The following is a 20172-nucleotide window of genomic DNA, read 5'->3' as shown; positions in this document are numbered from 1 at the left end:
CGGGTGCGGTGACAACGCGCGCGGCGCGCGCGGGTCTGCGATGGTGTGGTGATGCGCATGTGGGATCGGTTCGCGGCCGTGGTCACCGCTCGTAAGTCCTGGTTGCTGCTCGTGCTGCTTGCCGCCGTTTCGGCGGGGTTGATCGGCGGGATCGGGGGGAACGACGCCGCGGGGGAGGCGCCGAATTCGCTGCCGGGTAGTGCGGAATCGGCGCAGGTGAAAGAGCTGCTGACGCAGTTCCCGGATGCCGGCACGGCACCTGCGGTGGTTGTGGTGACGCGCACCGATGCCGCCGAATTGAGGGTCGACGATCTGACCGGGCTGCGCTCGAAGCTCGGAGATCTGGCCATGTCGCCTGATCGGAAGGCGGCGATCGGGCGGTTGCCGGTCGACGCGAAGTTGAGTGGATTCGCCCTGACCGACCGCATCAACGAGCTGCGGGACACGGTAAAGGCCGGGCAGCCGGCGGATCTGCGTATTCAGGTGACCGGTGGGCCCGCGTTCGGTGGGGACATCGCGGATTCGTTCGCCGGCGCCAACATCACGCTGCTCGCGGTGACCGCCGCGGTCGTCGCGTTGCTGCTGATCGTGACTTATCGGTCGCCGGTGTTGTGGCTGGTGCCGTTGCTGGTGGTCGGATCCGCCGATCGGGTTGCCGCCACGGTCGGCACCGGTTTGGCTCGGCTGACCGGGCTCGCGTTCGACGGGTCGACCTCGGGGATCACCAGCGTGCTCGTGTTCGGCGCGGGGACGAACTATGCGCTGCTGCTGGTCTCCCGCTATCGCGACGAATTGCACCGTAATACCGATCACCGCACCGCGTTGCGGCACGCGGTCCGGCATGCCGGACCGGCGATCCTGGCGAGCAACGTCACGGTGGTCGCCGCGTTGCTCACCTTGCTGCTCGCTTCGCTGCCCAATACCCGGAGTCTCGGTGTGGGCGCGGCCGCAGGTCTGGTCGTCGCGGTGGTGTTCGTGCTCGTGGCACTGCCCGCCGCGCTGGCGTTGTTCGGGCGGAATGTCTTCTGGCCGTTCGTGCCGCAGGCGGACGAGCGGATCGCGGCCGAGCAGGGAATGTGGCACGCGATCGCCGCGGGGGTGGTGCGCAGGCCGGTGCTCGTGGCCTGCGGCACGCTGGTGGTGCTCGGCGGGTTCGCGGCCGGATTGATCGGCACCGACGTCGGGTTGTCGCAGACCGATCAGTTCCGGGTCCGCGCCGAATCCGTCGAAGGCTTCGACACGCTCGCCGCGCATTTCCCGGCCGGTGCGGCCAACCCGACAATCGTTCTGGCCAGAGGTGATTCGGCCGCCGGAGTCGAACAGGCGTTGCGCGCGTTGCCCGGTGTCACGCAGGTGACGCCCACCGGCACCGCGCCGTCCGGACTGGCGCGGTGGTCGGTCGTGCTGAACGCCGAACCCGGTTCCCCGGAAGCGTTTTCCACGATCGAGTCGATGCGCGGCGAATTGGCCTCGATACCCGGCGCACTCGTCGGCGGCGGTGACGCGGAGGGCCTGGACACCAGGAGAGCCGCCGAACACGATCAGCGCGTGGTGATTCCGATGATCCTGGCCGTTGTCCTGATCATCCTGCTCGCCCTGTTGCGCGCCGTCCCCGCCGCCGTGCTGCTGGTGGGTGTCTCGGTGCTCAGCGCGCTGGCCGCGCTCGGCCTCGGCGCCTGGATCGGCCTGCACCTCTTCGGTTTTCCCGCCTTGGACACCAGCGCTCCGTTGTACGCCTTCCTCTTCCTGGTGGCCCTCGGCGTCGACTACACCATCTTCCTGGTCAGCCGGGCCCGCGAAGAAACACCCGACCACGGCAGCACACAGGGCATCGTCCGTGCCGTCTCCGCCACCGGGGCCGTCATCACCAGCGCCGGAATCGTTTTGGCCGCCGTCTTCTGCGTTCTCGGTGTCCTCCCGCTGATCATCCTCACCCAGCTGGGCATCATCGTCGGCCTGGGCATTCTCCTGGACACCTTCCTCGTCCGAACCGTCGTGATACCAGCACTTTTCCGCCTCATCGGCCCGAAGATCTGGTGGCCCAACCCGCTGTCCCGTATCCGAGATCAGGGAGCGGGCACAACACCCCATTCCGGCGCCTGATTGTCGAAACGCCCGACGGCGTCTTCGATCGTCGTCTCGGTCAAGGGTGGGCTTCGCTGTCCACCTCGGTGCGCAGCCAGGCGAGGTTGGCGCGCATGCCGTCCGCCCATTCCTCCAGTCGCCGGGCGATGATTCGCCCTTCGAGTTCCGGTTTCGCGGTGATCGCCGGGGTCAGGCCGGACGGGGCTGGGCCCATGCGCGCCCACTGGCGGACGATGACGCCTTCGCGCGCGGGGTCGATCTCGAACGCCCAGGTGGCGCTGGTGCCGTTGTCCGGGCCGAGTACTCGCCAGACCCAGCGACGCTGCGGTTCCACTTCGACGACTTCACAGACGGTTTCCCAGGATCCGAGGGCGGGGTGATCGTTGCGACCGCGGAACCGCGCGCCCGGCTCGACCCGGTTCGATGTTCCCTCCCATTGCACGGACGTCAGCTCCGGCGAGCTCCGCACCGGCAGTCCGATGTCGGTGATCAGCGCCCACGCGGTGTCCGGGTCGCATGGAATCCGTTCCGCCACTTCGATAGTGGGACAGTCTCGATAGCGCATCCGCACCCTTCCCTGCTGCCGCGATCCGATCTCTCTATACGCTATTGCCACTATGCCCGAGGAGGCGCGATGCGTATCGGTGTTCTGATCGAGCCACGGCTGCCCGGCGCGGTGGAGTTCGCCGTCGCGGCGGAGGCGGCGGGTGTTTCGGCGCTGTGGGTGGCGGAGGTGTGGAGCTATGACGCGCTCACCGGGCTGGCTTACCTGGCGGCGAAAACCTCGTCGATCCGGTTGGGGACGTTCGTAGTTCAGCTCGGGTCGCGTACGCCCGCGCTGTTGGCGACGTCGGCGTTGAGCCTGCACGAGCTGTCCGGTGGGCGGTTCGATCTCGGCATCGGTGTGTCCGGGCCGCGGGTCATGGAAGGGTGGCACGGCGTTCGGTTTCGGCAGCCGGTGCAGACCACGCGCGAGACGATCGAGATCATCCGGACGGTCGGTCGCGGCGAACGGCTCGAGCATGCCGGCGAGATCTATCCGCTGCCGTTGCCGGATGGGCCTGGGCGGGCGTTGCAACCGATGGTGAAGCCGGCCCACGTCCCGATCTACAACGCGGCGATGGGTCCGCGAAATCTGCGACTGACCGGTGAACTGGCCGACGGTTGGCTCGGGAACGCGTTCATTCCCGAGGCGGCCGAGGTTTTCCTGGATCCGTTGCGCGAGGGCGCGATTCGGGCCGGGCGCGCGCTGTCCGATCTCGACCTGGTCGCGCCGGTCGCCGTCGAGATCACCGAGGACGACCAGGCTGCGGCCGAGGCGATCGGCAAACACGCTGCGGGATATGCGTTCACGATCGGAGCCATGGGCGTCGGCGGCCGGAACTTCTACAACGACGCCTTCACCCGCCTCGGTTTCGGCACGGCCGTCGAGCGGGTGGTCGAACTCTGGCAGTCCGGCGACAAAGCCGCTGCGCGCCGCGAAGTCCCGCGTGAACTCGGCGAGCTGACCAACCTCATCGGGACGCCCGCGCGGATCGCCGAGCGATTGACGCACTATCGCGCTGCTGGAATCACCAGCCTGCTGGTCAAACTCGACGGCGACTATCCGCATCAGCTGTCGATGTTGCGGCGACTGATCGACATCGAGTCCAGCATCGCGGGTTGATCCTGACCTCGAGCGCGGGCTATGGGCGGCCCAGGTCCTGAGTCGCGCAGTCCTGATCCACCGAGTGGCGCTGCCCCTGCCCGCTGTGTGACAATTTGTCCAGGAATTGACACTTTGTTAAGGAGCAGTCGGGATGATCGCGGTGGTCTTGATAGTTGCGGCACGGATCGGCAGCTCCGGTTCCTCGGCGGCGAAGCAGTGACCGGTACTGCGGACGCGGTGTTCGGTGCCTTGAAGCCACTGGTCGAGGGGATCGCCGCCACCTTCGGGCGCAGCTGCGAGGTGGTCTTGCACGACTATCGCGATCCGGAGCGATCGGTGGCTGCTGTCGCCGGCGCGGTCACCGGGCGTGTAGTCGGGGATGCGATGAGTGAGATCGGGCTGCGGGTTCTGGCGGCGGGGGCGGACGCGAGCAACGAGGTCGGTTACGTCACGCGTGCGCAAGACGGGCGGCTGTTGAAGTGCACGACCCTGCCGCTGCGTGACGCAGACGGGTCGCTGATCGGCGCGCTGTGCATCAACATCGATCTCTCGGCGATCAACCGAGCGACGGGGGTGCTGTCGGATCTGCTGGGGTTGTCCGTGAGCGCGGAATCGCCTGTGCCGGCGACGGATTTCTCGGGGGAGCTGGACCAGGTAATCGACTCGCTGATCGAGCGTGCCGAACGTGCGCACGCAGTGCCCGCGTCGGCGCTCGGACGTGAGCAACGGCTGGAACTCGTTCGCGCACTGCACGATGCGGGCGTTTTCGCGCTGCGTGGCGCGCCCGCGCGGGTGGCCAAACGCCTCGGCATCTCCCGGACCGGTCTCTACAACGACCTGGCTACGTTCAAGAAGGACAGCGAACTATTAGGAAACCCGTGATCACGCTGGACACCCCCGACACCCCTTTCGTCGTCGTCGACGCCACTCGTCTCGACCGCAATATCCAACGGCTGCAACACCATCTGGACACGCTTGGTGTTCCCCTGCGCCTCCATGTGAAGACCAGCAAATCCATCGACGTGGCCCGCCGCGTGCATGCCGACGAACCCGGACCCATCACCGTCTCCACCCTCGGCGAGGCCGAGTACTTCGCCGACGCCGGCTACCGCGACATCCTCTACGCCGTCGGCATCGACCCGCACAAACTGCCTCGCGTCGCCGCGCTCATCGCCCGTGGCGTGGATCTCACTGTCCTGCTCGACAGTTCAGCTCAAGCGGAAGCCGTCACCGGGTTCAGTCGCGAGCATGGCGTTCGGATCCCCGCCTTGATCGAGATCGACTGCGATGGTCACCGCGGCGGTGTCGCGCCCAGCGATCCCGCGTTGGTCGAGATCGCCCAGATCCTGGTCGACAATCTCGCCGGTGTCCTCGGCCACGCCGGCGAGTCCTACTTCGCTTACACCCCTGACGCGTTGCGGAAAGCCGCCGAAAACGAGCGCGACGCAACGGTCGGCGCGGCACACGTCCTCGGCATAGCGGGACTGCCCTGTCCGGTGGTCAGTGTCGGATCGACACCCACCGCGCACAGCGCCCTGGACCTCGCCGGAGTCACCGAGGTCCGAGCAGGCAACTACGTCTTCTTCGACCTCGTCATGGCCGGCCTCGGCATCTGCACCCCCGACGACCTCGCCCTCTCCGTAGCCGTCACCGTCATCGGACACCAACCCGCCAAGAACTGGATCATCACCGACGGCGGCTGGATGGCCACCTCCCGCGACCGCGGCACCCAGAACCAGCCTGTAGACCAGGGCTACGGTCTCGTGACAACCCTTGCCGGCCAACCCATTCCAGATCTCATCATGACCGGAGCCAGCCAAGAACACGGCATCCTCACCCCCCGCCCCGGCACCACCCACCTTACCCCCGACCTCCCCATCGGCACCCGCCTCCGCATCCTCCCCAACCACGCCTGCGCCACCGCCGCCCAACACCACCGCTACCACGTGATCAACGACGCGAGCACCACGCCCGTAATCGACGCGGTGTGGACCCGCCACAACGGTTGGTGAGTCCGCGCGTCACTGCGAATGTTCCCGGGCCGCACTGGTTTTGCGGGCGTCATCGATGATCAACGGGTGTGCCGGGTCGACGTCGGTGTGGTGCGCGATGGTGTAGAAACGGACCTCGTGACCGTCGGGGTCGTGCAGTTCGGGCAGGATCCAGCCGATGCTCGCGAAGTGCACGCCGGCGTGCTGCTCGCCGAGTGCGCTGAGGTGTTCGGCGAGCTCGATGATCGATGCCTTGTCCGGCACGCCGATGGAGAAGTAGTCGAATCCGGCCGCTGCTGCGGCCTTTTCGGGGTCCAGTCGCAATCCGAACATCGGGCCGCCTGCGGGGTGGTGGAGGCCTACGCCCATCAGTACGCCCTGCTCGTGGAACTCGACCTCGACCTCGTAACCGAGTCGCGTCCGATACCACTCGATCGATCTGGCGAGGTTCGACACGGGCAGTTTGAGGTGATGCACTCCGGCCAGGGTGGGGACCATGACGTATCCTTTGCAGTGACAGTGCTTAAATGCAGTAATACTGCATTGATGTAGTAAGGGTGCATCTAGTGAGTGGTGGTGTCAAGAAGCAATCTCCGTTGCGGGAGGCGCGCAAGGCCGAGACCGAGCAGAAGATCCTGGATGCGGCGGTCCGGCTATTCCTGACGGACGGCTATGTCGCGACCACCCTCGCGGACGTGGCCGCCGCCGCGGGGGTCGGTGCCCGCACGGTGTATCTGAGGTTCGGCACCAAGGCTGATCTGCTCAACCGGGCGATCGATGTGGCGATCGTCGGTGATACCGCCGAAGTCGGTGTGGCGCACCGTGATTGGCACGTCCGCGCGGCCACCGCGCCGACCCTCGAGGAACGAATCCGCGCGTATGCCGAAGGCGCTCGCGGATTGATGGAACGGGCCGCCCCGCTCATCGCGGTCGCCGTCCAAGCCGAAGCCAGCGAACCGCTCATCGCCGCCGCGGCCACCGCGGGCCGGGACGCCACCCACGCCAACATCACCCACATCTGGCAGCAGCTACACGCCGACGGACTCCTTGATCCCGGCGTCGACCTGGACTGGGTCATCGCCACCGTCGGCCTGCTCGGCCAAGCCGAGACCTACATCCTGATGACCCGGACTCTTGGCTGGGACCCGGCCGCCTACCAGCAATGGATGTACGACACCTGGCATCACTTCGCGGTCACGCCGAGCAGGTCCGCGCACTAGGCATGTCCGCCGGTAGCCGCATGGAATGGCTGAATCGTTAATGCGGCAGCAGTATTCGCCGGGTGCTATCGCCGGACCGGTGTGTCCGGGTGGGTTTCGTGCGCGATCTGTAGTCGCGCCGGATCGACTCGGGTCAAGGCCGCCTGTGTGTCCAATTGCCAGCCGAGCTCGTACGCATCATCAAAGCCCTTGTCGCCCAACGCGGTCCGGCACTGTCCACGCAGTATCCGAACCTGCGGATCGGTCCGGTCGTGCGCGCCCCGCAGCCGAGCCGCCGCGCCGAGTATCGCGGCCACGTCCGCGAACCGCTCGTACAGCGCGGCGAGCCCGGCCACAGTCACCGCAACCGTTGCCACGATCGGCATGTCCCGACTGTCGACGGCCGCGGCATAGGCCTGGCGCAACACCTCATCGGCACCAGGTCCGTCGCCGAGCTCGAGACAGAGCGCGCCCCGCACCGAGCCGATCACCGCCCGCCCTTGATCGCCGCTGAACGGATGCCGCTCGGACAACGTGCCCTCGGCCGCCTCGATCAGCTCACGTGCCCGATCGAGGTCGCCGACGCGCAGCGACAAGTCGGCCTCGCGCACGTCGAGCAGCATCACCAGCTCCGGTGATGTCCTGCGCTGCACCCGTTCCCGGGTCGCGGTGATCATCTCGATTGCCGCCGCGGTCTCGTCGAGCCGCACGTGCAGATCGATCCAGCGCAGATCGATGAAGATCTCGTCGCTGAGGCTGAGCGACCCGAATTCGCGGGCGAGCCGTTTGGCCTCGGTCAGATCGGCCAGCGCACCGTCCAGATCGCCGTCGTACTGCCGCAGCAAAACGCGCATCGGCAGCGCCGTCGCCAACCCCCAGCGGTCCCCGGCCTGCGCGAAGCAATCCAGTTCGGCGCTCACGTCGTCGCGAACCTGGTCGAGATGCCCGGCGTTCTCGGCGAGATGGGACCGGAACATGCGGGCCAACCCGGCCAGCCACACGTCCGGCCCGTCGATCAGCCGCCGCATGATCGCCGGCGACGCCTCGTGCACCGCCATGGAAGCCAACCTGGCCGTGATCAGCGCCCCGCCGAAGCCCGGCAGTTCCGGCCGGCTCAGCAGCCGATCGGCGAGTTCCCAGAGCTGCGTGCGCCGCTCCTCGATCGCGTCGACGACCAGCGCACTCTGCGTGGCGACGGTGGTGAGCAACAGCCCTTCGGCGATGTCGCGCTGCACACTCGGTCGCTCGGCCGGCACCGTGAGCGCCTCGCCCAACCAGTAGGCCGCATCGTTGCGCTGGCCGAGCATCTGCCAGTACCAAGTCAGGTTCACCGCCAGCCCGATCGCATCGTCGGCAGCACCACGGTCACAGAGATGGCGCAGCGCAGCGAGCACGTTGTCGTATTCGGCTCGCAGCACGTGCAGTGCGTCTAGTTGCTCGGGACCACGTAGCAGCGGGTCATTACGGGCGACCAGCTCACCGGAGTAGTGAGCGGTCAGATCCCTGACGTCGGTCAGAATGCCTTGCTCCGCAAGGCGTTCCAACCCGTATTCACGAATCGTCTCCAGCATCCGATACCGCCCGGTGTCCGGCACGAGTTGCAGCAACGACCGATCGACCAGGGCGGCGAGCAGTTCGGGGACGTTATCGGCGGACACTCCGACGTGGGTACCGGCTGCCGAGATCTGCTCCGCTCTGTGTCCAGCAGGCGCCGCTGAATCGGCGCAGACCGCAGCGGCCGAGGCGAGCGTGATACCGCCTGGAAGCACTGAGATCCGTTCGGCGGCAATCTGTTCGGGTTCGCTCAAGAGGTCCCAGCTCCACGCGATGACTGCGCGGAGCGTGCGGTGGCGGGGGAGGGCGGTGCGACTGCCGGTGGTGAGCAGGCGGAATCGGTCGGCGAGCCCGGCGGTCAGGTCGGCCAGTGCGAGCGTGCGCAGGCGGGCCGCGGCGAGTTCGAGGGCGAGCGGCATGCCGTCGAGGGCGCGGACGATGCGCAGCACGTCGTCGAGATTGCCGTTGTCGACGGCGAATCCGGGACGCACGGCCGCCGCTCGTTCGGTGAACAGGCGCACCGATGCCACAGCACGGGCTTGCTCGAGGTCCGCGTCCGGCTGCGGCACGGTGAGCGGGCCGAGGGGGACCAGCGCCTCGCCGTCGATCGCCAGCGGCTCGCGGCTGGTGGCGAGCACCCGCAACCCGGCGCAGCGGGTCAACAACGCCGAAATAAGCTGGGCCACAGCGTCTATCAGGTGTTCACAGTTGTCCACAACGAGCAGGCTCTCCCGGCCGCTCAGTTGGTCGGCCAAGACATCCAGCTCGCCGATCGGGTCACCGCGCAGCTTGGCCGAGGCCTCGAACAGCGCCGAGCCGCGCAACCCGATCGCGGCGAGCAGAGCCGCGCCGACCTTGGCCGGCTCGGTGACCGAGGAAAGGTCGATCATCCAAGCGCCGTCACGGTATTCGTGGCGATGCCGGCGGGCGGACTCGACGGCGAGCCGGGTCTTGCCTGCCCCGCCGGGACCGAGCACGGTGACCAGGCGGCCGGCGGCGAGGAGCGTGTCGATTCGGGCGAGGTCGTCGTCGCGGCTGATGAAGCTGGTCAACGGTGCGGGCAGGTTGGTCGAGTTGACTTGCGGTGCAGGCTGATCCGCACGCAGCAGACTCAGGTGGCGTTCGCGCAGCGCAGCACCGGGGTCGGTGCCGAGAACGTCGGCGAGGGATTCGCGGACGCGCTCGTAGCGGGCAAGCGCCTCGGCTTGGCGACCTTGGGCGGCGAGCGCGTCCATGAGCAGCGCGGCCGCGCGCTCGTGGACGGGCTGCTCGGCGAGCAATGCGGTCAGCCGATCGGCGGCCACGCCGGCCTGGCCCAGGGACAGCTCGCCCTCGGCAAGGTCTACGACTGCCTCGACCGAGGCGGCCGCCAGCCGGGTCGCGACGGCGGGCGCAACCGCAGCGACGACCGCGGGCTCGGTACCGGGCCGGTCACCCCACAACTGCACCGCCTCGCCGAGCACAGCCACCGCCGCATCGACGTTGCCGCTGCGTAGGTGCTCACGCCCGGCCGCGGCGAGCTGCTCGAACCGCACCGCGTCCACGTCATCCACGGCCAGCCGATACCCACCCGCGACCTGCACGACGTCCCCGGCCGAGCCGAGAATTCGCCGCAACCGCGAAACCAGCGCCTGCAAGGCATGCGTGGGATCGGCCGGCAGATCCTCCGCCCAGATCGCGTCGACCAGCGCCCCCTGCTCGACCACCCGACCGCCCGCGAGCGCCAGCCGAACGACCAGCCCCTGCAACCGCGCTCCCGGAACGGACAGCGCTGCCTCGCCGCGAGACACCTGAAAGGCGCCCAGCAGCGTGACGTGCAGTCGCGCATCCCCGTTCATCCCCCGATCTTCGCGCACCCCCACCCAGGTCCTCACATCAGGGCGGTTCCCGTGTCAGCGTGGTGTGCGCCCCGTGTGAGCGGTGGGTAGCAGTCTTGGCGAGTCAGCTTCGGCACGCACCACGTGCCCACTCACCAGCGCCCTCAGCGGCGGGAACGGAGCACCTCATGAAGGCAGTCGAGTTCAGCCGGTTCGGCGACCCCGACGTCCTCGAGCTCGTCGACCTTCCGGATCCGCACCCGGGCCCCGGCCAGGTCCGGATCGCCGTGCGCGCCGCCGGCGTCAACGCGAGCGACTGGAAGAAGCGCCAAGGCCTGATGGACGAGGAACTCCCGCAGACCCTGGGCCACGAAGCGGCGGGCATCGTCGACGAACTCGGTCCGGATGTCACCGACGTCGCCCTCGGCGACCGCGTGTTCGGCGTCTCCGCCGACAGCGGCGCACAAGCCGAACTGGCCGTGCTGGATTACTACGCCCCCATCCCGCGGTCGCTCGGCTTCGCGGATGCGGCCGCGCTACCGGCCGCGATCGAGACGGCAGCACGTGCCCTCGACCAGCTGGGTGTCGAAAGCGGCAGCACGCTGCTCGTCAGCGGCGCTTCCGGCAGCATCGGCAGCGCCGCGGTCCAACTCGCTGTGGCTCGAGGTGCCCGCGTGATCGGCACCGGAAGTCCGGCAACCCATGATTTCCTCCGCTCACTCGGTGCCGAGGCGGTCGCCTACGGTGCGGGCATGGCGGAGCGGGTTCGTGCCCTCGCGCCGGACGGCGTCGATCTCGCGCTCGACGTAGCCGGCAGCGGGATCCTGCCCGAACTCATCGAACTGGCCGGTGGCGCAACGCATGTGGTCACCCTCGCCGATTTCGCCGGTGCCGAGCAGTACGGTGTGCGGTTCAGCAGGGGAGACGCGGGCCGCGCGCTGTACGTGATCGACCAGATCGGCGAACTGATCGAATCCGGCCGGTTCGTCCTCCCCGTCGGCCGCACCTTCCCCCTGAGCGAGGTCGCCGAAGCACACCGCGTCGGCGAGGCGGGCCGGGTGCGCGGAAAGCTCGTGCTGCTCGTCGACTGACCCGGAGTCACTCCGAAAATCGCAGGCCGCCAAGGGAGTTGGCGGCCCGAATCGTCACGCCCATATCCACATGAGAGACCACCATGAACCCTGACACATCTGCCCCTTCATCGACCGAAGCGGCACCTCAGAAAGACGGACCCCGCATACCGAACCGCTGGATGGCCCTGGTCGTCCTCGGCCTCGCCCAGCTGATGGACATCCTCGACTCCACCATCGTGAACATCGCACTGCCAAGTGCCCAGCAGGACTTGGGCTTTCCCGCCGATTACCGGCAATGGGTGCTCACCGGCTACGCCCTCGCATTCGGCAGCCTCCTGCTGCTCGGCGGCCGGCTGTCGGACTTCTTCGGCCGCAAGCGGCTGTTCCTCATCGGCGTAGGCGGATTCGCCGTCGCGTCGGCCTTCGGCGGTGCCGCCGTGGACTTCTCGATGCTGCTGATCGCCCGCATCGGCCAGGGCGCGTTCGCCGCGATGCTCGCACCGGCGGCGCTGTCGCTGCTGTCGGTCACGTTCGCCGACGACGCGAAGGAACGCGGCCGCGCGTTCGGCATCTTCGGCGCGATCTCCGGGGCGGGCGGCGCGGTCGGCCTGCTGCTGGGCGGCGTTCTCACCCAGAGCCTTTCGTGGCGATGGTGCCTCTACGTCAACCTGATCATCGCGGCGGTGGCGTTCATCGGCGGGATCGTCTTCCTGCGCGACGGTGATCGACCGGAACGGACCAAGCCCGACATCGCGGGCACGGTCACGGTGGTGCTCGGTCTCGTCGGCCTCGTCTACGGCCTCGGCACCGCAGAAACGCACGGCTGGAACGACTTCCGGACGATCGGCTCGGTCCTCGCCGGCGTCGCGCTGGTCGCTGCCTTCGTGCTGATCGAACTCCGCACCGAACATCCGCTGCTGCCGCTGCGGGTGATCCTGGACCGGGTCCGCGGCGCGGCGTATCTGTCCCTCGGAATCTCCGGCATCGGAATGTTCGCGGTCTTCCTGTTCCTCACCTACTACCTGGAGAACATGCTGGGATTCAGCCCGCTGCTGACCGGCGTCGCGTTCCTCCCGATGATCGTGTCGGTCATGGTGGGCGCGGTCTTCTCCGGCGCGGTGTTGTTGCCGCGCACCGGACCTCGGCCGCTGGTCCCGATCGGCTGCGTGCTGGCCGCGATCGGCATGGCGATCCTCACCGGCATCCACACCGACTCCAGCTACGCCGGTGCCGTGCTGCCCGCGCTGCTCGTCACGGGCGTCGGATTCGGCTTGATCTTCGGCCCGGTGCAGAACGCCGCGACCAGCGGAGTGCACCCGCACGACGCCGGCGTAGCGGCCGCCCTGGTGACCACCGCCCAGCAGATCGGTGGATCGCTCGGGACGGCGGTGTTCAGTTCACTCGCCACGACGGTCATCGCGAACTATCTCGCCGACCATCCCACGACCGCGGCCCAGCCCGCGACGCTCGCCGAGGCGACCCTCGCCGGCTACCACCTCGTGTTCTGGATCGCCGCAGGAGTCTTCCTCTGCGCCGCAGCGCTGGCCGCACTGCTGTTCCGCAGTGGTCCGCTCCCGCTGTCCGACTCGGAACTCGCTACCGCACACTGAAATCCAAGAAGTCAGGACGTACCGAAATGACGATCACCCTCCATTCAGGAACCACCGTGATGTTCACCGGTGATTCGATCAGCGACCTCCGCCGACCGGTCGGCGAGGACGGGACCGGCTGTGCGTTCCCGGTGCGGGTCGCGGGCGAATGGTGCTTTCGCCACCCCGACCGTCCTGTCACCTGGCTGAACACCGCCAACGCCGGCGACAAGGTGATGGATCTCGAAACCCGTTGGCAGACAGATGTACTCGACGCGCATCCGGACGTGGTCTCGATCCTCGTCGGCGTCAACGACATGGGCTGGCACACACTGGACCCGGACGGCCACGAGATCCCCGTGGCGGAATTCCGAGCGGGTTACGACCGCCTGCTCGCACCCCTCGCCGCGGCGGGCGCCCAGCTGATCCTGATCGAGCCGTTCCTCCTGCCCATCGACGGCGTCGTCGAGGCCGGCGCCGCGCTCGTCGGACCGCAGGAGCGCAAGGAGTGGCGCGCCGACCTCGACCCGAAGATCGAGGCCGTGCACGAACTCGCGGAAGAATACGGTGCCCACCTGATTCCGGCCGACGCCATGTTCGCCGAACTGGCCGCGGGCACCGGACCGGAACACTGGTCCGCGGACGGCGTCCACCCGACCGCGGCCGGTCACGACGCGCTCGCCGAGGCCTGGCTGCGCTTGATCGACTGACCGCACCGAGACGCGCTTCGATTACGTGACCAGCGTCTCCAACCTCGTAAAGGTTGCGTCAGGGCCGTACACCCGGAGGATTCGGCGGCCTACCGTGATCATCGAGGGACTGAGTGGGAACGTGGAGGTCTTGTTGCACGAGCAATACTCGGTGGCGGCGCTGGAGCTGCGTGGCCGAACCGTTGAGCGGAGTTTCCGGCACGGCATTCCGGGTCTGGTCCGGGCGGCGGCGACGCGGGCGCCGGGGGCGATCGCGGCCGCCGACGGCTGCGGCGAACTGACCTATCGCGAGTTGGAGCTGCGCTCGGATCGCGTCGCCCGGCTGCTCCGCACCAGCGCACCGCGGGGGCGGACGGTCGCGATCGCGGTGCCGCGCGGCGCCGCCCTGCTCGTCGCGTTGCTCGGGGTGCTCAAGGCGGGGTTGCCCTACTTGCTGGTCGATCCGAGCGCGTCTACCGCGCGGATGCGTCAGGTCACCGAAATCTCCGACTGCGCAGTGGCTTTGGTGACCGGCGCCGGTCGGGAACTGGTCGTCGAATGTGGGCTGCGGGCGCTGGATCTGCCCCGGGAGTCCGATACGGACGAGCTCGACCCGTTGCCGGAGGTGCCGGCCGATCAACCCGCCTACGTGCTGTTCACTTCGGGATCCACGGGCGCGCCGAAGGGTGTCGTCGTGTCGGTCCGCGCGTTGGGCAATCGCCTGGAATGGATGCGCGAGACCTACGGGGTCGATGCCGATGACCGGATCTTGCAGAAGACGCCGGTCTCGGTCGACGTCTCCGGCTGGGAGCTGCTGTTACCGCTGATCGCCGGTGCGCGCTGCGTCTTCCTGGCATCGGCGGAACACCGCGACCCGGTCGCGGTCGCCCAGGCCGTCGTGCGGCATCAGATCACCATCTGCCATTTCGTGCCGTCCATGCTGCGGGAGTTCCTGCGCTGGCCGGACGCGGCCCGGTGTACCTCGCTGCGGCATGTGTTCTGTGGCGGTGAGCCGCTCCCGGCGCCCGTGGCCAGGGAGTTCGTCGCGACACTGCCCGCCGCGCTGCACAATCTGTACGGTCCGGCCGAGGCCGCGATCGACGTGACGGCCTGGACCTGTCCGAGCAACCCGGCCGACATCGACGCGGTGTACATCGGCCGGCCGATCGACAACTGCGTGCTGACCGTTCTCGATGCCGACGGACTGCCGGTCTGCCCAGGCGAGGAGGGGGAACTGCACATCGGCGGCGTCCCCGTGGCAGCCGGATACCTGAACCGTCCCGACCTGACCGCGCGAGCATTCGTCGCCGCGCCCGAAGGTTCGTCGGTGCCGAGGCTCTACCGCACCGGCGACCGGGTACGGGTGGTCGACGGCGAGCTGGAGTATCTCGGCAGTGTCGACGAGCAGGTGACGATCCGCGGACAGCGGATCGAGCCAGGGGAGATCGAGCAGCATCTACTCGCGGACCCCGGGGTCGCGGCCGCCGTGGTGGTCGCGGTCGACGTCGACGACGACACCACCATGGTCGCCTGGATCCAACCCGCCGACACCGACTGCGAGCCGGAAGCGCTGTTCCGTCGCCTGCGCGCCTGCCTCAGTCAGCAGCTGCCGTCGGCATCGGTGCCCAGCCGATTCGTCCGCACCCGGCGAATCCCATTGACCTGCAATGGAAAACAAGACCGCGCGCAACTACGTCGACGAGCCGTCGAACAGGTTCACGCCCGCCCGGCCGTGATCGCGCAGCCCGACGGACCGAATCCAGCACTGCGCCAACTGATCCGGCACTAGTCACGGCGGGGGCTTGCCCAACCCGTTGAGCGCGGTGGCGACCCGGCTGATTCCGGTGGCGTTGTCGGCGTCCATGCCCTGCAACGTCTCTGCCGCGGCCACGATCTTCTGCCCGGTCGTCTCGAGATCGGTGATCGTGCCCTCCATCTCGGCTTTCAGCCCGCTGGCATAGGTGACCAGCGCCGGACCGGACGCGAAACCTTTGTTGCCGTCCGCGGCCGGTTGCGCCGAGTCGAACATCGGCGTCAGTGCCGCCCGTGCCTCGGTTGCTTCGGTCGAAATCGTCGAGCCGGACTGTTTCACCTCGCCCGGCGCGATATTGATCTCGTCGGTCATGATCGGAACTCCCTCTCCCCGAGCGTATTACCCGCTGGCGCAGGGCAATCCGCTGCCGTCCAAACCGTCGTGCGCGTCGGTCGGAGTGGTCGTCGCGAACAACAGCCCGACTGCCAGGCAGCCGACCGCCACCACGGCGAGCATCGCGCCGATCACCACGCGCAGCGAGGTCCCGCGTGCGCGAACAACCACCCGGCAGTAGTACGCGAACGCCACGATCGCGACCACGCTCGACGCGATGCCGAGCCAGTTCAGCGCCGTGACGTCCGGCAGCGGCGGGACCGTGCGACAGCGGGTGCCGACGACCAGATCCTGCCAGTCCTGGCGCCGAGCATGCCGAACCCCGTATGCGGCAACCGATCCGGCGAGTGCGACCGCGCCGAGGGCAACCGACGACCACTCGGCGGTGCGCGCCGGCGCCGTGGTCACCATGTTTCCTTCGGGCGGACGATGGTGATCCCCTGCCGCCCTTCGCCTTGTTCGACCATCGGCAGGCGGTCGCTCAAACTCTGGTTCGCCGCACCCGGCGTGTGCTGCGTGTACAGCACCTCGCCATCGGGCAGGACCGCGGTCACCACGGCCGTGTGATGGCTCTGGCCGTCCGGATGACCGCCCGGACCGTCGTTGTAATTGAAGTACACGATGTCACCTGGTTTCGCGGCCGACGGGGGCACCTCGGCGCCGCCGTGCTCGAGGAAGAACTGTCGCTGCGCGTCCGAGTTATACCAGGATTGGGTGTGCGTTTTGCCTGCTATGCCGGGGACATTCGCATCGCCCGCCAACGAGGTGCCCCAGTTGTCGCTGTCCAGGGTGCCCCAACTCCAGAAGTCCATTTTGTCCTTCAGGCCGCCGTGCCGCAGCGAATGCGAGGCGAAGTTCGCGCAGTTGTTGCCGAAAACGTCGATGTCGCGGTTGTCGGCGTTGGCCAGCGCCCAACTGACCGTTTTCACCGGATCGTAGCCGCGGCCGTCATCGGAGAGTTGCTTTTTCACGTCGTCCGGAATCCCGGCCAGGTTGTGCAGTTCGACGGGCACCGCCCGCATCAGCTGCTGCTGTTGTTCCGGCGTGAGCGCCTTCCACCACTGCTCGACCTGATATCGAGACAACCCGTCCGGCAGCAGGTTTCGCATCTCCTGCAAAGCCTTGCGCACCGCCTCGCTCTGCCTGCGCTGCGCGTCTTCCTGCGTCACATTGTCCGGATCCACGTTGACCGCGGCGATCGCCTCCACGCACGCCTGATCGGCCTGGGTGGCCGCCTCGATCGCGTCGTCGATCATGCGCTGGGTGCTCAGCATCGACAGATACTTGATGATGCTGAACTCGCCCTCCGGCGGCATGCTCAGGGTTCCGTTCGCCGCAACGGAGAACTCTTGTGCGGTGGCGTAATTCACGGCAGCGGTCAATTCGCGCTGTGCGATGGCGATCGAATCCTGCAGCGCGTCGAGTGCGGTCATCGCACCGCGGGACAGAATGCTCGCGTTCACCATCCGGTTCGCGACCTTGACCAGGGTCTCGCGGGCACGGTCGCCGGTTTTGTCCGGCCAGCTGTCCTCGAGCGCCTTGATGCCGTTGGCGTGAATATTGTCCGCGGTCCGCTCGGTCTGTTTGGACACCGCCAGCAGATCATCGGCAGCCACCTGCCACAGATCCGGCTTTGCATCCCGCAAATCGGCGAAAGAAACCATCGAATCCCCCCAGGGATCATTCCATTCGGTAGTCACATCATCGCCGCGCCGGTGTGGGCCGTCATGCCCAAGGTAGTGGGGGATTGCCTACCGCCGCACCGAGGTTTCGATCTGTGCCGAATCATGTTGGGAGACTTGGAGAAACCGTTCTATCCGCAATGCGGGGGAAGCGCTTACTCGCTCGCCGGTGCCTGCGCACGCAGGCCCCTTGCCTCTCCACTATTCAGTGTTACTATCTACTAGTAGTAAGTGACATTGAGTAGTGGGAGGTGATCCGTGGGCAAGCAGATGACGGAGATGCTCAAGGGCACGTTGGAGGGCATCGTCCTGGCGATCCTGTCCGTGCGCTCCGCGTACGGGTACGAGATCACGGCGTGGCTGCGCGAGCGGGGATTCGCCGACATCGCCGAGGGCACCATCTACGCCCTGCTCGTCCGGATCGAGAAGAAGGATCTGGTCGACGTGGAGAAGATCCCGTCGGAGAAGGGGCCGCCGCGCAAGGTGTATTCCCTCAACGCGCAGGGACGCGAATACCTCGACGAGTTCTGGAGCACCTGGAGATTCCTCGCGGAACGGCTCGAACAACTTCATGAAGGAGGCAAGTGACCATGTTCATCGAAAAGGTGATCGGCGACCTCGGCGAGAAGCGGCGTTGGTGGCAGTACAAGGCGCGGGTGAAACAGCTTCCCGCGCCGTATCGTTCGGCGGTCGATGCGTTCGAGCGGTACGTGAACTACTTCGGGCACGGGGGAGGCGTCTCGTTGTTCGAGGACCTGCTCGACCTGTTCGAGCAGAGCGCGTCGGACGGAACCCCGATCCGCGAGGTCGTCGGTCAGGATCCGGTGGAGTTCATCGAGGCGTTCGCGCGGAACTATCAGGAAGAGTCGTGGATCAGCCGTGAACAGCGACGACTGACCACCGCCATCGAGCGCGCCGCCGGAGCGGAAAGTTAGCGCCGATGCCGACTTGGCAAGTGCTTACTCCGGAGAAGTGCTGCGGGACAACATATGCCGTGCGAGATGGGTTCACGATCGACCGGGCGGCGGCGTTCGCCGGTGTCACGGTGGCTACGCTGCGGGACTACCATCGGCGCGGTCTGGTCGATGAACCGGAATGCGATGGCTCCGGCACTCGCCGCTACGGACCTGTCGAGCTGCGGCGGTTGGTGCAAGTCCGCACGCTGGCCGGGGCGGGCGTGCCGCTGGCTGAAATCGGGGATCTGCTCGACTACCTCGCGCACGTCGAGTACATCCTCAATAGGTCTCTGACCTGCGGCTGAGTATCACCGGCCGTGCTCGTGTATGTCCTAACCACGAACGCTTAACTGCCACACAACTGCCACTTGTATATACGTATAGCTATACCTATAGTGTCCACGTATACATATACGTATAGTTACTGAGCAAGCAACCCAAAGGGTGATCACATGAACGCTCAACGCACCGATCTCAGCGCGGTTCCGGTCGACGACACGGCTGCGGACAACGAAAGCGGGTACGTGCGATGACGACACGGCAAGCTCCACCGATCCGCGTACAGGGCCTGGAAAAGTCCTACAAGGACCTGAATGTGTTGCGGGGCGTGGACTTCGAGGTGGAGCGCGGCAGTATCTTCGCCTTGCTCGGCTCGAACGGCGCCGGCAAGACCACCGTCATCCGCATCCTGTCCACGCTCCTCAAAGCCGATGCGGGCACCGCGGTCGTCAACGGCTTCGACGTCGCCACCGAGGCGGCGAACGTGCGCGAATCATTCAGTCTCACCGGTCAATTCGCGGCCGTAGACGAAATCCTCAGCGGCCGAGAGAATCTCGTGCTGGTCGCCAAGCTGCGCCACCTCGACAACCCGCGCGCGATCGCCGACAACCTGCTCGCACGTTTCTCTTTGGCCGACGCGGCGACCCGTAAGGTCTCGACGTATTCCGGCGGCATGCGCCGCCGCCTCGACATCGCCATGAGCCTCATCGGCGACCCGCCGATCATCTTCCTGGACGAGCCGACAACAGGTCTCGACCCGCAGGCGCGCCTCGAAGTGTGGCAGGCGGTCAAGGACCTCGCCGGGCACGGCACAACGGTTCTGCTCACCACCCAATACCTGGACGAGGCCGAACAACTCGCCGACCGGATCGCCATCCTGCACAAGGGCCGGATCATCGTCAACGGCACCCTCGCCGAGCTCAAACAACTCCTTCCACCCGCCAAGGTCGAATACGTCGAGAAGCAGCCAACTCTCGAAGACGTCTTCCTGTCCCTCGTCGGCGACGAAGCCCTGACCAAGGAACAAACATGACCACGCATTTCTTCGGCGACACCGCCACGTTGCTCGGCCGATCCCTGCGTCACATCACGCGCAGCGTGGACACCATCATCACGACCACGATCATGCCGATCGCCTTCATGCTGCTGTTCGTCTACGTCTTCGGCGGTGCGATCAACACCGGCTCGGATTCCTACGTGAACTACCTGCTGCCCGGCATCCTGCTCATCACTATCGCATCGGGCATCTCCTACACCGCGTTTCGGCTCTTCCTGGACATGAAGGGCGGCATCTTCGAACGCTTCCAATCCATGCCGATCGCCAGATCATCGGTGCTGTGGGCGCACGTCCTGACCTCGCTCATCGCCAACTTGATCTCGATCGTGGTCGTCGTACTCGTCGCCCTGCTCATGGGCTTCCGCTCCGGAGCCGGCGTACTGGCCTGGCTAGCGGTAGCCGGCATC

Annotated in this window: 20 protein-coding genes; 14 read left to right on the top strand and 6 right to left on the bottom strand. The window is 67.1% G+C overall.

Translation table 11 applies throughout. The annotated features are described in order from the left end of the window. Positions 1-51: 51 nt before the first annotated feature. Complete coding sequence (locus tag F3087_RS36750) at positions 52-2103, top strand: MMPL family transporter (protein WP_150406745.1); 2052 nt, start codon at positions 52-54, stop codon at positions 2101-2103. A 40-nt stretch (positions 2104-2143) separates the two neighbouring features. Here the strand turns inward: F3087_RS36750 and F3087_RS36745 are convergent, their stop codons facing one another. Next, a complete protein-coding gene (locus F3087_RS36745; protein ID WP_317983952.1) occupies positions 2144-2620 on the bottom strand; it encodes an SRPBCC family protein in 477 nt (158 codons plus the stop codon). Positions 2621-2719: 99 nt separating this feature from the next. On the opposite strand from F3087_RS36745, the gene F3087_RS36740 reads away from it, so the two are divergent. From F3087_RS36740 to F3087_RS36730, 3 genes are all read left to right on the top strand, one after another. Beyond that, positions 2720-3751 carry an LLM class flavin-dependent oxidoreductase gene (locus F3087_RS36740; protein ID WP_150406743.1) on the top strand — a complete coding sequence of 344 codons (1032 nt, stop codon included), beginning with the start codon at positions 2720-2722 and terminating at the stop codon, positions 3749-3751. A gap of 198 nt (positions 3752-3949) precedes the next feature. Beyond that, positions 3950-4615, top strand: coding sequence for a helix-turn-helix transcriptional regulator (locus F3087_RS36735; RefSeq protein ID WP_223885625.1), 666 nt, complete (start codon positions 3950-3952; stop codon positions 4613-4615). Continuing rightward, on the top strand, positions 4612-5745 hold the full coding sequence (locus F3087_RS36730; protein ID WP_150406741.1) for a DSD1 family PLP-dependent enzyme: 1134 nt from the start codon (positions 4612-4614) through the stop codon (positions 5743-5745). The genes F3087_RS36735 and F3087_RS36730 overlap by 4 nt, the downstream gene beginning before the upstream one ends. Before the next feature lie 9 nt (positions 5746-5754). Here F3087_RS36730 and F3087_RS36725 read toward each other — a convergent pair whose 3' ends face one another. Next, positions 5755-6222: a VOC family protein gene (locus tag F3087_RS36725; RefSeq protein WP_150406740.1), complete on the bottom strand. Its 468-nt coding sequence runs from the start codon at positions 6220-6222 to the stop codon at positions 5755-5757. A gap of 68 nt (positions 6223-6290) precedes the next feature. Here F3087_RS36725 and F3087_RS36720 point away from each other — a divergent pair, with 68 nt between their 5' ends. Next, positions 6291-6944, top strand: coding sequence for a TetR/AcrR family transcriptional regulator (locus F3087_RS36720; RefSeq protein ID WP_191094325.1), 654 nt, complete (start codon positions 6291-6293; stop codon positions 6942-6944). A gap of 65 nt (positions 6945-7009) precedes the next feature. Here the strand turns inward: F3087_RS36720 and F3087_RS36715 are convergent, their stop codons facing one another. Then, positions 7010-10315 carry a BTAD domain-containing putative transcriptional regulator gene (locus F3087_RS36715; protein ID WP_150406738.1) on the bottom strand — a complete coding sequence of 1102 codons (3306 nt, stop codon included), beginning with the start codon at positions 10313-10315 and terminating at the stop codon, positions 7010-7012. A gap of 167 nt (positions 10316-10482) precedes the next feature. On the opposite strand from F3087_RS36715, the gene F3087_RS36710 reads away from it, so the two are divergent. The 4 genes from F3087_RS36710 to F3087_RS36695 all read left to right on the top strand — a co-directional run bounded on the left by F3087_RS36710 (position 10483) and on the right by F3087_RS36695 (position 15434). After that, a complete protein-coding gene (locus F3087_RS36710; RefSeq protein WP_150406737.1) occupies positions 10483-11385 on the top strand; it encodes an NADP-dependent oxidoreductase in 903 nt (300 codons plus the stop codon). Positions 11386-11546: 161 nt separating this feature from the next. Then, positions 11547-12977 carry an MFS transporter gene (locus F3087_RS36705; protein WP_223885624.1) on the top strand — a complete coding sequence of 477 codons (1431 nt, stop codon included), beginning with the start codon at positions 11547-11549 and terminating at the stop codon, positions 12975-12977. A gap of 26 nt (positions 12978-13003) precedes the next feature. Continuing rightward, on the top strand, positions 13004-13666 hold the full coding sequence (locus tag F3087_RS36700) for a GDSL-type esterase/lipase family protein (protein WP_150406735.1): 663 nt from the start codon (positions 13004-13006) through the stop codon (positions 13664-13666). Between the two features lie 94 nt (positions 13667-13760). Further along, positions 13761-15434 (top strand): amino acid adenylation domain-containing protein, encoded by a 1674-nt coding sequence (locus tag F3087_RS36695; RefSeq protein ID WP_191094324.1) that lies wholly within the window; start codon positions 13761-13763, stop codon positions 15432-15434. Here F3087_RS36695 and F3087_RS36690 read toward each other — a convergent pair whose 3' ends face one another. The 3 genes from F3087_RS36690 to F3087_RS36680 are packed head-to-tail and all read right to left on the bottom strand — an operon-like array spanning position 15435 to position 17407. Then, on the bottom strand, positions 15435-15770 hold the full coding sequence (locus F3087_RS36690; protein WP_150406733.1) for a hypothetical protein: 336 nt from the start codon (positions 15768-15770) through the stop codon (positions 15435-15437). A gap of 27 nt (positions 15771-15797) precedes the next feature. Then, complete coding sequence (locus tag F3087_RS36685; protein ID WP_150406732.1) at positions 15798-16199, bottom strand: hypothetical protein; 402 nt, start codon at positions 16197-16199, stop codon at positions 15798-15800. Continuing rightward, entirely contained in the window at positions 16196-17407 is a 1212-nt protein-coding gene (locus F3087_RS36680) for an amidase domain-containing protein (protein WP_191094323.1), read from the bottom strand. The genes F3087_RS36685 and F3087_RS36680 overlap by 4 nt, the downstream gene beginning before the upstream one ends. Before the next feature lie 324 nt (positions 17408-17731). Between F3087_RS36680 and F3087_RS36675 the strand changes: the two genes are divergently transcribed. The 5 genes from F3087_RS36675 to F3087_RS36655 form a co-directional block, all read left to right on the top strand. Then, a complete protein-coding gene (locus F3087_RS36675; RefSeq protein ID WP_150406730.1) occupies positions 17732-18061 on the top strand; it encodes a PadR family transcriptional regulator in 330 nt (109 codons plus the stop codon). A gap of 2 nt (positions 18062-18063) precedes the next feature. Further along, entirely contained in the window at positions 18064-18408 is a 345-nt protein-coding gene (locus tag F3087_RS36670; RefSeq protein WP_150406839.1) for a DUF1048 domain-containing protein, read from the top strand. A gap of 5 nt (positions 18409-18413) precedes the next feature. Further along, the gene (locus F3087_RS36665) at positions 18414-18734 is read left to right on the top strand and encodes a MerR family transcriptional regulator (protein ID WP_150406729.1); all 321 of its coding nucleotides are present in this window, start codon (positions 18414-18416) and stop codon (positions 18732-18734) included. A 224-nt stretch (positions 18735-18958) separates the two neighbouring features. After that, positions 18959-19741 carry an ABC transporter ATP-binding protein gene (locus tag F3087_RS36660; protein ID WP_150406728.1) on the top strand — a complete coding sequence of 261 codons (783 nt, stop codon included), beginning with the start codon at positions 18959-18961 and terminating at the stop codon, positions 19739-19741. Then, a partial coding sequence (locus F3087_RS36655; protein WP_191094322.1) for an ABC transporter permease occupies positions 19738-20172 on the top strand: 435 nt, incomplete at its 3' end. The genes F3087_RS36660 and F3087_RS36655, both read left to right, overlap by 4 nt.

Origin of the sequence: Nocardia colli (assembly GCF_008704205.1) — a bacterium.
GTDB lineage: Bacteria > Actinomycetota > Actinomycetes > Mycobacteriales > Mycobacteriaceae > Nocardia > Nocardia colli.
Note: the sequence above shows the minus strand (reverse complement) of the source record. Positions and strands in the feature narration are given on the sequence as shown.